The organism is Pseudomonas taiwanensis (assembly GCF_013393345.1).
Lineage (GTDB): Bacteria > Pseudomonadota > Gammaproteobacteria > Pseudomonadales > Pseudomonadaceae > Metapseudomonas > Metapseudomonas resinovorans_C.
Window position 1 is genome coordinate 108,922 of sequence record NZ_QJRF01000048.1, and the last position, 14,211, is coordinate 123,132.

The following is a 14,211-nucleotide window of genomic DNA, read 5'->3' on the forward strand; positions in this document are numbered from 1 at the left end:
CGGGAGCCCCCCATGCATGCAGCACTCATCGAAGCGGCCAGCCACCTGCGCCAGGCGGAACGCAGCGGCCAGGCTTGCGCCCCGGTTCGCGATCTGATCGCGCGCGCCCTGGAAGAGCATCCAGGGCAGGATCCCGTCGCCCTGGCCTACGCGGTCCAGCGCTACAACACCCAGGCGGCTATCGAAGCCGGCCTGCGCCCGGTGGGCCGCAAGATCGGCCTGACCTCCCACGCCGTGCAGAAGCAACTGGGCGTCGACCAGCCGGACTTCGGCCTGCTGTTCGCCGACCGGGCGCGTGGCGACGGACAGCCCATCGCCTGGGCGGACACCCACCAGCCCAAGGTCGAGGCAGAAATAGCCCTGGTCCTGGAGCACGACCTGCCCCACGAACGCCACACCGTCGCCGACCTGATCCGCGCCACGGCCTTCGCCCTGCCAGCCATCGAGGTGGTCGGCAGCCGCATCGCCAACTGGGACATTCGCCTCGTCGACACCATCGCCGACAACGCCTCTGCCGGACTGTTCGTGCTCGGCACCCGCCCGGTGCGGTTGTCCGAGCTGGATCTGGTTCGCTGCGGCATGAGCATGACCCTGCGCGGCGAGCCGGTGTCCGTCGGCGCCGGCGCCGCCTGCCTGGACAACCCGCTCAACGCCGCCATTTGGCTGGCCGACACCATGGTCCGCCTGGGCGACCCCCTGCGGGCTGGCGACATTGTCCTCACCGGAGCCCTGGGCCCGATGGTCACCGCGCAACCGGGCGACGTGTTCACTGCCCATATCCAGGGCCTAGGCAGCGTCAGCGCCGCCTTCGACCAACAGGACTGACAGGAGTTCCCATGCGCAAGAAACTCAAAGTCGCCATCGTCGGCTCCGGCAACATCGGCACCGACCTGATGATCAAGGTGCTGCGCAACGCGCAACACCTGGAAATGGGCGTCATGGTCGGTATCGACCCGGCGTCCGACGGCCTGGCCCGCGCAGCACGACTGGGCGTGGCCACTACCCATGAAGGCGTGGAAGGCCTGACCCGCCTGCCGATCTTCTCCGAGATCGACTTCGTCTTCGATGCCACCTCGGCCTCGGCTCATGTGAAGAACGACGCCTTCCTGCGCAGCGAGAAGCCGGGGATTCGCCTGATCGACCTGACCCCGGCCGCCATTGGCCCGTACTGTGTGCCGGTGGTGAACCTGGAGCAGAACCTCCAGCAGCTCAACGTCAACATGGTCACCTGCGGCGGTCAGGCCACCATCCCGATGGTCGCCGCCGTGTCCCGCGTGGCGAAGGTGCACTACGCCGAGATCATCGCGTCGATTGCCAGCAAGTCCGCCGGTCCCGGCACCCGCGCCAATATCGACGAGTTCACCGAGACCACCTCCAAGGCCATCGAAGTGATCGGCGGGGCGGCCAAGGGCAAGGCGATCATCGTGATGAACCCGGCAGAGCCGCCGCTGATGATGCGTGACACCGTGTTCGTGCTAAGCGCGGCGGCCGATCAGGCCAAGGTCGAGGCGAGCATCGAAGAAATGGCCGCTGCCGTGCAGGCCTATGTGCCGGGCTATCGCCTTAAGCAGAAGGTGCAGTTCGACGAAGTCCACGACCTGAACATCCCCGGCCACGGCCGCTTCAGCGGGCTGAAGACCTCCATCTTCCTGGAGGTGGAAGGCGCCGCCCACTACCTGCCGAGCTACGCCGGCAACCTCGACATCATGACCTCCGCCGCGCTGGCCACCGCCGAGCGCATGGCGCAAGCAATGGGGGCCTCGGCATGAGCAAGAAACTCTATATCTCCGACGTAACCCTGCGCGACGGCAGCCACGCGATCCGCCACCAGTACTCCATCCCGCAGGTGCAGGCCATCGCCCGCGCCCTGGATGAGGCCAAGGTCGACGCCATCGAAGTCACCCACGGCGACGGCCTGCAAGGCTCCAGCTTCAACTACGGCTTTGGCGCCCACAGCGACCTGGAGTGGATCGAGGCGGCGGCCGACGTGGTCGAGCATGCGCGGCTCACTGTGCTGCTGCTGCCCGGCATCGGCACCGTGCATGACCTGAAAGCCGCCTACGACGCTGGCGCCCGTAGTGTGCGGGTGGCCACCCACTGCACCGAGGCGGACGTGTCGAAGCAGCACATCGAATACGCCCGCAGCCTCGGTATGGACACCGTCGGCTTCCTGATGATGAGCCACATGATCCCGGCCGAGCAGTTGGCCGCGCAGGGCAAGCTGATGGAAAGCTACGGCGCCCAGTGCATCTACATGGCCGACTCTGGCGGCGCGATGAGCATGCAGGACATTCGTGACCGCATGCGCGCCTTCAAGGCGGTGCTCAAGCCCGAAACCCAGACCGGCATGCACGCCCACCACAACCTCAGCCTCGGCGTGGCCAACTCCATCGTCGCCGTAGAAGAGGGCTGCGATCGCATCGACGCCAGTCTGGCCGGCATGGGCGCGGGCGCCGGCAACGCGCCGCTGGAAGTGTTCATCGCCGCCGCCGAGCGCCTGGGCTGGAACCACGGCACCGACCTCTACCGGCTGATGGACGCCGCCGACGACCTGGTGCGGCCACTGCAGGACCGTCCGGTGCGGGTGGACCGCGAGACCCTCGGCCTCGGGTATGCCGGCGTGTATTCGAGCTTCCTGCGCCACGCCGAAGTGGCGGCGGCCAAGTACGGACTGAAAACCCTCGACATCCTCGTCGAACTGGGCAAACGCCGGATGGTCGGCGGCCAGGAGGACATGATCGTCGACGTTGCCCTGGACCTGCTGGCCCGCGAACAGGAGAGCCGCCCATGAGCACCGATATCTCCCGCATCGCTGCCGCCCTCGACCAGGCCGCGCGCCGCGCCGAACCCCTGCCGCAATTCAGCGCCACGTCCCCCTTCTCGCTGGACGAGGCCTACCGGATCCAGCGCGCCTCCATGCAGCGCCGCTACAACGATGGCGAACAGTCCATCGGCATCAAGCTGGGCTTTACCAGCCGCGCCAAGATGATCCAGATGGGTGTGGACAGCCTGATCTGGGGCTGGCTCACCGACACCATGCTGGAAGAGGACGGCGGCCTGGTGGACCTGTCGCGGTACATTCACCCTCGCGTCGAACCCGAGGTCTGCTTCCTGACTCGCCGGGACATCGACCGCCCGCTGACCCTGCTGGAAGCGGCCGACTACATCGAAGCGGTGGCCCCAGCGCTGGAAATCATCGATTCGCGCTACCAGGCCTTCAAGTTCAGCCTGGAAGACGTCGTGGCCGACAACTGCTCTTCCTCCGGTCTCACCGTCGGCCCCTGGTCCCGTGACTTCGCCGGGCTGGCCAACGCCGGAGTGGTCATGCGCCTGGACGGTCGCCCGGTCCAGACCGGCTCCACTGCCGCCATCCTCGGCCAGCCCCTGCGCAGCCTGGTGCAGGCATCGCACCTGCTGCACGACTCTGAATGCGTGCTGCCGGCAGGCAGCCTGGTGATGGCCGGAGCCGCCACCGCGGCGGAAGCCCTGTACCCCGGCGCCTATGTCAGCGTCGAGATCCTCGGTTTTGGAGAAAGCAGCTTCAGCGTGCGCCCATGACCTCACGACGAGCCCACAAGGAATCCCTCATGACCGACAACCGCTCCACCGTCGTCCCCGGCAAGGCCAAGCCCCGTGGCCGCTTCCCCCACATCAAGCGCGCGGGCGACTTGCTCTTCGTCTCCGGTACCAGCTCGCGCCGCCCGGACAACAGCTTCGCAGGCGTCGAAGTGGATGCCTTGGGCACCACCAACCTGGATATCCGCACCCAGACCCGGGCCGTGATCGAGAACATACGCGACATCCTCGCCAGTGAAGGTGCGAGCCTGGATGACCTGGTGGAAATCAACAGCTTCCTGGTCGATATGAATGACTTCGGTGGCTACAACGAGGTGTATGCCGAGTACTTCGACGAGTCCGGTCCGACTCGGACCACCGTTGCCGTACACCAGCTTCCGCACCCGCACCTGCGCATCGAGATCAAGGCCATCGCCTACTCCCCCCGCAACCACTGAGCACAGAACAATGCACAAGAACCACTTCAGTCCCCCACTCAATTTCAATCGCTGGATCGAGGAAAACGCCCACTTGCTGAAACCGCCGGTGGGCAATCAGCAGATCTGGCAAGACAGCGATTTCATGGTCACGGTGGTCGGTGGGCCGAACCAGCGCACCGACTTCCACGACGACCCGGTGGAAGAGTTCTTCTACCAGTTCAAGGGCAACGCCTACCTGAACATCTGGGACCGCGGCCGCTACGACCGCGTGGAGCTGAAGGAAGGCGACATCTACCTGATGGCGCCCCATGTGATCCATTCCCCCCAGCGCCCCGAGCCCGGCAGCCTGTGCCTGGTGATCGAGCGCCAGCGCCCGGTCGGCATGCATGATGCCCTGCAATGGTCCTGCGCCCGCTGCGGCACCCTGGTCAAGCGCTACGAGATGCAGCTGCAAAGCATCGTCAACGACCTTCCCCCCGTCTACGAACAGTTCTACGCCACCTCCGAGGAAGAGCGTCGCTGCAGCCAATGCGGTGATATCCACCCCGGCCGCGACTGGCAGACCTGGCACCGGACCCTGAACGAGCTCCACCCCGTATGAAGATCGATATCCACTCCCACTTCTTTCCCCTGATCAGCCAGGCCGAAGCCGCGCGGCTTTGCCCGGAGCGGGCCCCCTGGCTGCAGGCCGAGGGCCGTACGGGGCAGATCATGGTCGGCGACAAGCCGTTCCGGCCGGTGCACGACGCGCTCTGGGACCCGCAACGGCGCCTGGAGCACCTGGACGAGCAAGGCCTGGATATCCAGATCATGTGCGCAACACCGGTGATGTTCGGCTACGACCAGCCCATTGACCGCGCCCTGCCCTGGGCGCAGCTGATGAACGACCGCGCCGTGGAGATGGCCGCCCACGCACCAGAGCGCCTCAAGGTGCTAGCCCAGGTGCCCCTGCAGGACATCGACGCGGCCTGCCGCGAGGCAAGCCGCGCCATGGCCTGCGGACATGTCGGCGTGCAGATCGGCAACCACGTGGGCAATCACGACCTGGACCACGACGGGATGGTGACCTTCTTCCACCACTGCGCCACCGAGGGCATACCGCTGCTGGTGCACCCCTGGGACATGATGGGCCGCGAACGCATGAAGCGCTGGATGCTGCCCTGGCTGGTGGCGATGCCGGCGGAGACCCAGTTGGGCATCCTCTCGCTGATCCTCTCCGGGGCCTTCGAGCGTTTGCCCGAGTCCCTGCGGCTGTGCTTCGCCCACGGCGGCGGCGGTTTCGCCTTCCTGCTGGGGCGAGTCGACAACGCCTGGCGCCATCGCGACATCGTCCGCGAGGACTGCCCGAACCTGCCCTCCAGCTACGTGAAGCGTTTCTTCGTCGACTCCGCGGTGTTCGACCCCCGCGCCCTGCAACTGCTGGTGGATGTAATGGGACCCGACCGGGTGATGCTGGGGTCCGACTCGCCCTTCCCCCTGGGGGAACAGCGCATCGGCGCAGGTGTTCTGGAGCATCCGAGCCTCTCCGACGACGACAAGGCGCGCATCGTCGCCGGCAACGCCCGGGCGTTCTTTGGCCTCTGAGCGAATCTCGCCTGCCGTCTTCTGCCTCAACCGCCTTCCTGTCCTGGAGGCGGTTTTTTGTGTGCGGGGGTTGAGGATTGGCTCATTGCCGAGTGGGTGTCGAGTCTGTTTCGCCCTCCACCGAATGTGCTGGCTTTCAGATCACATGTGCGCATCAGGATTGCGCGCGTCGCCAGGCGCGAGTCACCTCTCTGCCGTTGGGAGAGGGCTGGGGTGAGAGAAGCCGGAATGGCAGGGAATCGACCTGGTTGCGTAGGGTGGATAACGCTCTTTCTATCCACCATTGGCGTCATGCCGAACGACTTGTTTCCGCTGTGGGAGCGAATTCATTCGCGAATGAATTGGCTATGTCTGCGTTAGCTGTTGCCAGAGATCGGCCATCGGTCCAGGGGCCTTGTAGGAGCTAGCTTGCTAGCGAAACGGGGCCATTCGCTGGCAAGCCAGCTCCTACGAGCAATCCAGCCACTTGCAACACTTAATGCGGACACAGCCAATGAATTCGCCCCCACACGAGCAACCACCCGCCGTCAGATGCGGAAGCTGCCCACCAACTGCTGCAGGCGCGCGGCCTGCTGGTCCAGGTCGGCACAGGCGCGCAGGGTCGCCTGGAGGTTTTCCACGCCTTCCTGGTTGAGGGTGTTGAGCTCGGTGATGTCCATGTTCAGCGAGTCGACCACGGCGGTCTGTTCCTCGGTGGCGGTGGCCGATGCCGTTGAAGTCCAGGGCGTTGATGATGGTGGTCAGGGTATCCAGACCAAGGTCGCCACCGACGACACCCTGCAACTGACCCTGGCAGATCAGCGGCATGGCGACCGTGACCATCAACTGGCTCTGGGTGGCGTCCAGATAGGGCTCGGTGATGACCGTTGCCCCGGCGTCCCGGGCGGCGTGGTACCAGGGGCGCGTACGGGGGTCGTAGCCGTCGGGAGCCGGGTCGTCCGTGGCCATCTGGAAGCTGCCGTCGGCGCGGCCGAGGTAGGCGTAGACGAAGCCGTCACGCACGGTCTGCAGGGTGAGGACGTTGCGCGCATCCCCCTCCATGCCCTGTTTCAACAGGCTCTGCGCGACCAGTTCGATGGACGACAGCCGCCCTCCGAGCCAGTGCTCTACGCTGTTGGCGGCCAGGCGCCCGGCGTCCTTCACACGGCTTTCGAGGACACGGCCCTGGGCCGGCTCCAGGTGAGCGTCGTTATGGAGGGTGAAGAAGGAAAAGCTGACGACCACCAGCAAGGAGGTCGCCAGGAGCAATTTTCTGCCAAAACCAAGGGAGCGGATCATGGGAGGGTTCCGGTGGCGGGGCTGGATCGCCCCACCGGCAGCCCAGCCCGGGAAGAGAAGGTGTCCCCAAGCGAACTCGGGGATACCGGGTTCAGAACTTGATGCGTACGCCCAGTTGCATGCCTTGCGGGTTCTCGTCCGGCAGCGGGTTTTCCAGGCTCCAGCTGATCGGGTAGCGGATCTCGCTGTCGCGCTTGTGATGGATGTAGGCGTAGACGCCGTAGAGGTCGATGTTCTTGTCGTAGTTGTAGATGTAGCCAAGGCTGATGGCCGCGGCATCGCTCAGTGCCTCGTCCTTGCGGTCGTCCTTGTAGATGAAGCTGGCGGTGGCATTGTGCTTGTTGCCGAAGTTGTGCCGCATGCCCAGTTGCAGGTCGCTGCCATTGGACTCGAAGTCCACCCAGGGGGCGTAGGCGTAATAGCCCACGTAGCGGTGGTAGACCGCAGAGAGTTCGGTCCGCCCCATGCTGTACACCGCCGTCAGGTAGGCGTCGGTGGACTGTTCCATGGTGTGCTGGTCCCACAGGTTGCGCTGGTACTTGCGGTCCACGGCCGCCGAGAAATACCAGGGGCTGTCGGTCCAGCGATCCACGGCGATGCTGATGACCTGCCCATCGCGGCTGCCATCGTCCTCGCCATCGGTAACCATGCCGCGAAACTCGTAACCCTCGATTCGCGGGCTGATGTACATCAGCGAGCCGTCTTCGCGCCACGGCGCGTAGAACACCATGACGTTGCTGATCAGGCTGTAGTCGTTGTTGTACAGCGGGTCGGCGTAGCCATAGGCGTTGGCGGACGGGGTGTCCTGGCGGCCGGCACTGAGGGTGCCCCAGCGTTTGGAAATGATTTGGGTATAGGCCTCGCGCTTGCCGATGTCGTCATCCGAATGCGGGTTGTACTGCGCCTGATAGACCCAGTTCAGCGACAGGTCGTCGGTGAGCGCTTCCTGCATATGCAGTTGCAGGCGGTTGGCGCTCAACCCCCCTCCGTTGACGCGTTCCTCGGTGAATCCGCCGGATTCGGCCACCTCGTAGTTGACGTCGATGATCCCGGAAAGCTCGATAACGTCGATGCCCGTGGTGTTCGCGATTTCCGCGATGTCCGCGCAGGCGTATCCGCTCACCAGTGGGAGGGCGAGTAAAAATTTGCGCATTTGCTGCTCCAGTTGAACGAGGCGGGGCTCGCGACAGCACGGTCCGTGTCTGTCGCGGCCGGATTTCTTATTGGGTTTTATTGTTCGTGTTGGCTGGGATCAGTCCCGCGAGGGCCAGGGCTGCTTCGGCGGCTCGAAGCTCGGTTCGCCGAGCAGCGGGGTCGAGAGCGCGTAGAAGCCGTGGTTGGTGAAGAGCCAGATCAGGTTGCGGTCGTACTCGGTGTAGGTGCCATGGGTAAGGTTGCCCATGGCGTAGCTGGCCACGTTCTTGGTGTCGTACGGCGGCACGAAGTAGGCACCGATGGTCGGCTCGTCCGGGTTGCGCACGTCGAACACTTGCACGCCGGCGTTGTAGTAGGCGTAGGGCAGGATGCCGTCGCGGGAGACGCCGGGTTGGGTGTAGTAGCCGGTCCGCTTCGGTCCGAAGCTGCCCTTGCGCTGGCAGTAATCGGCGAATCCAGCCTCGGCCGGCGGTGTCGGACGCGGCAGGGCGTGCTTGATGGCCGGCTTGGCCGGGTCGCTCACATCGACTGCATAGATCTTCTTCTCCGCCTCATAGCAGTCCTCGGTCAACGGGTAGCCGCTGAAGTAGATCAGCCCGGTCTTCTCCACCTGGGACACGTCGATGTTGTCGCCCTCGGTGCCCGCCACGCTGACCGGGAACTCGAGGTGGCCCACCACCTTCATGTTCGCCGAGTCGGTGATGTCCACCACATAGAGCCCCATGCCGCCCATGGCGGCGTAGCCGTACTTGCCGCCCTGCTCCACCGGCTTGGGAATGAACAGCGACATGCGCGCGCCCATCCAGGAAGCCCGGTTGCCGGCCCGGGCGTTAGCCTTGAACACCGCCTCGTGCTCCGGGTCGCCGACGATCTGGCCGGGCACGGTGAGCACGTCCAGCAGCTTGGGATCGCTCGGGTCGGACATGTCCCAGGACTGGTAGCCGGCGTTGTAGAGGTCGTTGGGGTACTCGGTCAGGCCGTACTTGTCGCTGGGCGCGGCTGCCACGTACATGACGTCACCGCCGAAGTAGGCCGGGATGTCGCGCACGCCGGAGCCCTCCTGCTCACCAATGGGCGCATCGGGGTGCTCGATGTCGGTGGTGCGGGTGGCGAGCAGCTTCCAGTCCGCCGGCAGCGGGCCGTTCATCTCGTAGACCTTGAAGCCCTTGAGGTGCTTGGACTTGCGGATCGCCTCGACCTTGTCCGGCTCACGGTACTTGTCCGACAGCACGCCGAAGCGGCGCACCTCGAAGGCCTGCACCATCACGTACTTGCCCAGCTTCTTGTTCCACTGGATGGAGGCGGCGCCGAACATGTCTTCCGCCGCATAGGGATTCTCTTCCTCGCCAGGGCCATTCGGGCCCCAGGTCGCACCTTTGCTGTGAACAACCGTCACCGCCTTGGGATTGGTGATGTCGAAGATCTTCAGGTTGCGGCGCACGTACTGATAGAGGTAGCGCTTGCCGTCGAAGTCGACGATGTTCTGCCAGGTGTGGAAGGGCTCGACCGCGATCGGGTAGTAGGCCTCCACTTTCATGTTCTTGATGTAGCTCTGGGTGTCCCAGTGATCCAGTTGCCCATCGAACGGCTTGCCCTCGTGGGAGAAGGGCGTGGCCAACGGCGGGATGAACTTGCCGGTTGCCTTGTCCATGCCATAGCTGCCCGGCGCGGGCGCCGGCGGCGTGCGATCGGGGGACAACGAGGTCTGGCGCTTGACGATGGGGTCGACGATGTTGATCGGGCCATGCTCCTCGGCCTGCAGGCTGGAACTGGCCAGCAGGCCGAGCACCAAAGACAGCGCCAGCCGGCTGCGGGCGAATGGGTGGACCGGTTTAACAGAGAGCGGCATTGTTTTCATTATTTACTCCGTTTGGTTATGCCCATCGGGCAGTCTTTGCGTTTCATCACGACGGGAGTCCGTTCCCTCAACGTCCTTGCTTGCATCCATCGCCCCGCCCGTGCCTCCCGCCACGGGCTAGAAAATCTCCAGGGGGTAATCGGTGACGAGCCGGAAATCATCGAGATCCCCCGGCCCTTGTGCGGCATCCGCCCGGTGCCAGGCCTGGCGCAGGCGGATGCTGAGCCCGCGGGCAGGGCCGGAGGCCACCACGTAGCGGAACTCCAGGTTGGTTTCCCGGTGCGCGTCGTCGCTGCCGTAGCGCCCGGCGTAGGGGCTACCGGCCGGCGCCTGGCTACCATCGATGCGGCTGCCCTCGACGTAGCGGGCCATCAGCGACGCGCCGGTCCAGCCCAGGCCGTCGAGCGCGTAGTCGTAGCGAAGCTGCCAGGAGCGCTCGTGAGGGCCATTGAAATCGGAGAACTGGGCGGAGTTGGGCAGCCAGATGGAGGCGCCCTGGTCCCGCCCGTTGCGGCCGTTGCGGTCCTGGTCGCCCACGCCGAGGTAGTCGAAAGGGGTATCGCCCCGGACCTGTTGCAGCCCCAGCGTGAAGCGATGGCTGGCCATGCGCAGGAACGCCGATGCGCCCAGGGTCAGGTTGTCGATCTCACCGGCAAGCGCCCTGCCTTGGTCCGTACTCCGGTAGAGGGTCAGATTCACCCCCGCCGCCTGGTCCCCCGCCAGGGGGAAGCGTGCATCCAGGTTCGCGTAGCCTTGGTACCAGAGATCGTCGAATCGGGCGCCGTAGAGCGCCAGGGCCACCTCGGGCCGCCACTGCCAGCGGCCGCCCAGGTAGTCCGCACGGGGCGTGGTGACACCGGCCATGACTGCCCAGAGGTCGCCATCGGCGTTGGTGGAGACCGGGCTGGTGGCCGAGTAGAAGTGCCCCGCTTCCAGCAGCAGGTCGTCCCGCTCCTGGCTGCGCAGGGACAGGCCAGTGGCCGTCTGCGGCACAATGCGGAAGTGGCTGACACCGAACACCGGCGTATCCGGCCGCTGCTCGCCTAGTTTGAGCTCGGTCCGTGATACCCGCAGCTTCAGCGCGGCACCAGCCTTGGCGTACTCGTGGGCCGGCTCGCCGTCGTCGCGCACCGGCAGGTTGCCGGTGCCGGTCTTGCCGCCCGAGGCGTCCAATCGCAGCCCCTGGTAGGCGAAGGCATCCAGCCCTACGCCGAGGACGCCAGGCGTGTAGCCCGAGCGGAAGTCCAGGTTGAGGCCCTGGGTCCAGTCGCGGGCGTCCGGGCGTCCGCCGGTCTTGTCGCGATTGAAGTAGGCGTTGCGCAACAGCAGGCTGAGTCGACTCGCCTGGACGACATCGTCCCACCCCTGGGCTGCCGTCTCGGTGGACGACAGGGCCAGCAGGCCGGGAATCACGAGCACGACAGTTCGGAAGCCTCGCATGGTGCTCCTCGCAGCTCCGGGTAGGTGGGTTCCAGCGGGCAAGCCGCTCCCGCTCCGGGCGTCGATGCGCCCGGGGGGATGGGAGTTCAGGGAATGGGCGGCCTGATCGAACGATCAGGCCAGGGTCGACTCAGTGCCGAATAGGTAACGGCTTGGGGGCATCGCCCTCGACCACCGGAGAGCGCCTGAAGCGCAGGGCGTAGATCAGCCCCATCAGCATCAGGAACGGCACGCCACAGGCCAGGGTGAGGGCAAATTCCTCGGTGAACAGCGTGGTCAGCATCACCGCCAGCATCAGCAACAGGCCGGCGAGGCTGGTCCAGGGATAGCCCCAGAGACGGAACTCCAGCGTGGCCGAGTCCTGGCGACGGCGGAAGAACAGGTGGGTGAGGAAGATGCCCGCCCAGGTGAACATGGCGCCGAACATGGCGATGGACATCATCAACGTGAAGGCGTTCTCCGGGTAGGCGATGTACAGCAGCGTACCGAGGCCGATGCCCAGGGACGACAGCAGCAGCGCCGGCAGCGGCACACCCCTGGCGCTCACGCGGCCGAACAGCGCCGGGGCCTGACCGGCCCGCGCGAGGCTGAACATCAGGCGCGAGGTGATGTAGAGCTGGCTGTTCATCGCCGACAGCGCCGCGATCAGGATCACCGCGTTGAACACCGCGCCGGCAAAGGGCACGCCGGTGGCGTTCATGACGGTGACGAAGGGACTCTGGCCACCGTTGTTCTGGCCCCAGGGCAGGATCGCCAGGACCAGCGCGAGCGTCAGCAGGTAGAACACCACCAACCGCACCACGGTGATGCGGAAGGCGCGGGTGACCGCACGCTTGGGGTCCTTGGCCTCCCCCGCCGCCACGGCGATCATCTCGATGCTGAGGTAGCTGAAGAACGCCACGATCACCGCCACCCAGGTGCCCCAGTAGCCGTTGGGGAAGAAGCCGCGGTCATTGGTGTAATTGGCGAAGCCGATGCCGGAATCGGCTGGCGCGCCGTAAATCACCCAGGCCCCCAACAGGATGAAGGCGACAATGGCGCAGAGCTTGAGCAGCGAGAACAGGTACTCGATTGCGCCGAACACCTTGACGCTGAGGACGTTCGCCAGCACCAGCGCCGCCGAGAAGGAGGCCATCCAGTAGCCGCCCGGCACATCCGGGAACCAGTACTTCATGTACATGGCCGCCGCGGTGATCTCGGTGCCCACCGCGAAGACGATGGACGCCCAGTACGCATAGCGGATCAGGAAACCGAACCAGGGCGCCACATAAAACTCGGCGAAGGAGCCGAAGGAACCCGAGGTGGGATGGCGGACGGTCATTTCCGCCAGGCACCCCATCAGCAGGAGGGCGATCACGGCGCCAATGGCGTAACTCACCAGCACGCTGGGCCCGGCGAAACCGATGGCGAAGCCGCTGCCCAGGAACAATCCGGTGCCGATGGCGCCACCGATGGCGATCATGGACAACTGGCTACTGCTGAGGCTTTGCTTCAGACCCTGCTCACGCTGGACCAGGTTGTCGAAAGAGCTTGTTGTTCTTGTCATGTTCGAATGCTCCGGTCTTGAAGGGGTATCAGGTCACCGACTTCCTGGCGATGAACTCCGGCCGACGCCATTCACCGCTCTCAAGGACATCGCGCAACGCCTGGACGCCGTCCCAGACGTCCACATAGCGGGTGTACAGCGGGGTGAAGCCGAAGCGCAGGATGTCCGGCGCGCGGAAGTCCCCGATCACACCCCGGGCGATCAGGGCCTGCATCACCGGGTAGGCATCGGCATGGGCCAGCGACACCTGGCTGCCCCGCTGGGCGGCATCGCGCGGCGAGCGCAGTTCGATGCCGAGTCCCGCCAGCTGCTCGTCGCACAGCCGGATGAACAGGTCGCAGAGCGCCACGCTCTTCTTGCGCAGGACCTGCATGTCGACGCCGTCGAACACCTCCAGCGCCGCCTCGAGGGCCAGTACGCCCAACTGCGGCGCGGTGCCCACTAGCATGCGGTCGATTGTCGGGTGCGCCTCGTAGTCATGAACGAAGGCAAAGGGACGGGCGTGGCCGTGCCAGCCGGTGAGCGGCTGGTCCACGAGAGGAATATGGCGTTCCGCGACGAAGACGAAGGCCGGGGCGCCGGGGCCGCCGTTCAGGTACTTGTAGCCGCAACCAACCGCGAAGTCGGCGGCGCAGCCGTTCAGGTCGACGGGCATGGCGCCGGCGGAGTGGCACAGGTCCCAGACCACCAGGGCACCCACCTCATGGGCGCGAGCCGTGATGGCGGCCATGTCGTAGCGGCGGCCGGACTTGTAGTTCACATGGGTCAGGGAAAGGATCGCCACCTCGTCGGTCAGCGCCGCCAGCACCTCGTCGGGATCGACGCAACGCAACTCGCAGCCGGTCAGCTCGGCGACGCCGGAGGCTACATAGACGTCAGTCGGGAAGTTGCCCTTCTCCCCCAGGATCACCTTGCGGCCAGGGCGCATCCGGGTCGCAGCCACCAGCACCTTGAACAGATTGATGGACGTCGAGTCGGCAACTATCACCTCGTTGGCCTGTGCACCGATGAGCCGGGCGATCTTGCCACCGGTACGCTGGGGTGCCGGGTACCAGTCCGCATCGTTCCAGGAACGGATCAGCCCCCTGGCCCACTCCTCCCTGAGAATACGGTCCATGCGCCCGGGAATATGCGCGGGCATGGCGCCCAGCGAATTGCCGTCGAGGTAGATCTCGCCGTCCGGTAGGTCGAAGCGGGCGCGACGGTCCCCGAGGGGATCGTCGCGATCGAGACGCTGGAAATCGTCGCGGCTCAGCGGCATGGACAACGACATAGGTGCTCCTTGGGTAATTGTTGTTCGGTGAATCACCGGATCGCCGGCGCCGCCCATTGATGTGGGCGGCGCTGCGTCCGAT

Annotated in this window: 12 protein-coding genes and 2 pseudogenes; 7 read left to right on the forward strand and 7 right to left on the reverse strand. The window is 65.5% G+C overall.

The genetic code is table 11. The features are described from left to right. Positions 1–12 precede the first annotated feature (12 nt). Genes DM872_RS10105 through DM872_RS10135 form a run of 7 tightly spaced genes read left to right on the forward strand, consistent with a single transcriptional unit; the run spans position 13 to position 5,579 of the window. Positions 13–825: a fumarylacetoacetate hydrolase family protein gene (locus DM872_RS10105; RefSeq protein WP_179059355.1), complete on the forward strand. Its 813-nt coding sequence runs from the start codon at positions 13–15 to the stop codon at positions 823–825. An 11-nt stretch (positions 826–836) separates the two neighbouring features. After that, on the forward strand, positions 837–1,769 hold the full coding sequence (locus tag DM872_RS10110) for an acetaldehyde dehydrogenase (acetylating) (protein ID WP_179059356.1): 933 nt from the start codon (positions 837–839) through the stop codon (positions 1,767–1,769). Then, complete coding sequence (gene dmpG, locus DM872_RS10115; protein ID WP_179059357.1) at positions 1,766–2,791, forward strand: 4-hydroxy-2-oxovalerate aldolase; 1,026 nt, start codon at positions 1,766–1,768, stop codon at positions 2,789–2,791. Before DM872_RS10110 ends, dmpG begins: the two co-directional genes overlap by 4 nt. After that, complete coding sequence (locus tag DM872_RS10120; protein WP_179059358.1) at positions 2,788–3,558, forward strand: 2-keto-4-pentenoate hydratase; 771 nt, start codon at positions 2,788–2,790, stop codon at positions 3,556–3,558. Before dmpG ends, DM872_RS10120 begins: the two co-directional genes overlap by 4 nt. A gap of 29 nt (positions 3,559–3,587) precedes the next feature. Further along, positions 3,588–4,013, forward strand: coding sequence for a RidA family protein (locus DM872_RS10125; protein ID WP_179059359.1), 426 nt, complete (start codon positions 3,588–3,590; stop codon positions 4,011–4,013). 10 nt (positions 4,014–4,023) lie between these two features. Further along, a complete protein-coding gene (locus tag DM872_RS10130) occupies positions 4,024–4,596 on the forward strand; it encodes a 3-hydroxyanthranilate 3,4-dioxygenase (protein WP_179059360.1) in 573 nt (190 codons plus the stop codon). Continuing rightward, positions 4,593–5,579, forward strand: a complete 987-nt coding sequence (locus DM872_RS10135) for an amidohydrolase family protein (RefSeq protein ID WP_179059361.1) — start codon at positions 4,593–4,595, stop codon at positions 5,577–5,579. Before DM872_RS10130 ends, DM872_RS10135 begins: the two co-directional genes overlap by 4 nt. A 527-nt stretch (positions 5,580–6,106) precedes the next feature. Here the strand turns inward: DM872_RS10135 and DM872_RS30470 are convergent. The 7 genes and pseudogenes from DM872_RS30470 to kynU form a co-directional block, all read right to left on the reverse strand. Further along, positions 6,107–6,283 (reverse strand): annotated as a pseudogene (locus DM872_RS30470) (hypothetical protein); the annotation flags it as partial. 25 nt (positions 6,284–6,308) lie between these two features. Then, positions 6,309–6,857, reverse strand: a pseudogene (locus DM872_RS10140) (cache domain-containing protein); the annotation flags it as partial. A gap of 91 nt (positions 6,858–6,948) precedes the next feature. Then, the gene (locus tag DM872_RS10145) at positions 6,949–8,010 is read right to left on the reverse strand and encodes a porin (protein ID WP_179059363.1); all 1,062 of its coding nucleotides are present in this window, start codon (positions 8,008–8,010) and stop codon (positions 6,949–6,951) included. A 99-nt stretch (positions 8,011–8,109) separates the two neighbouring features. Then, the gene (locus DM872_RS10150) at positions 8,110–9,870 is read right to left on the reverse strand and encodes a hypothetical protein (RefSeq protein WP_218649207.1); all 1,761 of its coding nucleotides are present in this window, start codon (positions 9,868–9,870) and stop codon (positions 8,110–8,112) included. Positions 9,871–9,987: 117 nt separating this feature from the next. Beyond that, the gene (locus DM872_RS10155) at positions 9,988–11,310 is read right to left on the reverse strand and encodes an OprD family porin (protein ID WP_179059364.1); all 1,323 of its coding nucleotides are present in this window, start codon (positions 11,308–11,310) and stop codon (positions 9,988–9,990) included. Positions 11,311–11,440: 130 nt separating this feature from the next. Further along, on the reverse strand, positions 11,441–12,856 hold the full coding sequence (locus tag DM872_RS10160; RefSeq protein ID WP_179059365.1) for an amino acid permease: 1,416 nt from the start codon (positions 12,854–12,856) through the stop codon (positions 11,441–11,443). 28 nt (positions 12,857–12,884) lie between these two features. After that, positions 12,885–14,129, reverse strand: coding sequence for a kynureninase (gene kynU, locus DM872_RS10165; protein WP_179059366.1), 1,245 nt, complete (start codon positions 14,127–14,129; stop codon positions 12,885–12,887). Positions 14,130–14,211: the final 82 nt, after the last annotated feature.

Excerpts from the sequence above, each read along its gene's own strand:
- dmpG (WP_179059357.1), top strand. The coding sequence starts at position 1,766 with ATGAGCAAGAAACTCTATATCTCCGACGTAACCCTGCGCGACGGCAGC.
- kynU (WP_179059366.1), bottom strand. The coding sequence starts at position 14,129 with ATGTCGTTGTCCATGCCGCTGAGCCGCGACGATTTCCAGCGTCTCGAT.
- DM872_RS10145 (WP_179059363.1), bottom strand. The coding sequence starts at position 8,010 with ATGCGCAAATTTTTACTCGCCCTCCCACTGGTGAGCGGATACGCCTGC.
- DM872_RS10160 (WP_179059365.1), bottom strand. The coding sequence starts at position 12,856 with ATGACAAGAACAACAAGCTCTTTCGACAACCTGGTCCAGCGTGAGCAG.
- DM872_RS10110 (WP_179059356.1), top strand. The coding sequence starts at position 837 with ATGCGCAAGAAACTCAAAGTCGCCATCGTCGGCTCCGGCAACATCGGC.
- DM872_RS10135 (WP_179059361.1), top strand. The coding sequence starts at position 4,593 with ATGAAGATCGATATCCACTCCCACTTCTTTCCCCTGATCAGCCAGGCC.
- DM872_RS10130 (WP_179059360.1), top strand. The coding sequence starts at position 4,024 with ATGCACAAGAACCACTTCAGTCCCCCACTCAATTTCAATCGCTGGATC.
- DM872_RS10125 (WP_179059359.1), top strand. The coding sequence starts at position 3,588 with ATGACCGACAACCGCTCCACCGTCGTCCCCGGCAAGGCCAAGCCCCGT.
- DM872_RS10120 (WP_179059358.1), top strand. The coding sequence starts at position 2,788 with ATGAGCACCGATATCTCCCGCATCGCTGCCGCCCTCGACCAGGCCGCG.
- DM872_RS10105 (WP_179059355.1), top strand. The coding sequence starts at position 13 with ATGCATGCAGCACTCATCGAAGCGGCCAGCCACCTGCGCCAGGCGGAA.
- DM872_RS10150 (WP_218649207.1), bottom strand. The coding sequence starts at position 9,870 with ATGAAAACAATGCCGCTCTCTGTTAAACCGGTCCACCCATTCGCCCGC.
- DM872_RS10155 (WP_179059364.1), bottom strand. The coding sequence starts at position 11,310 with ATGCGAGGCTTCCGAACTGTCGTGCTCGTGATTCCCGGCCTGCTGGCC.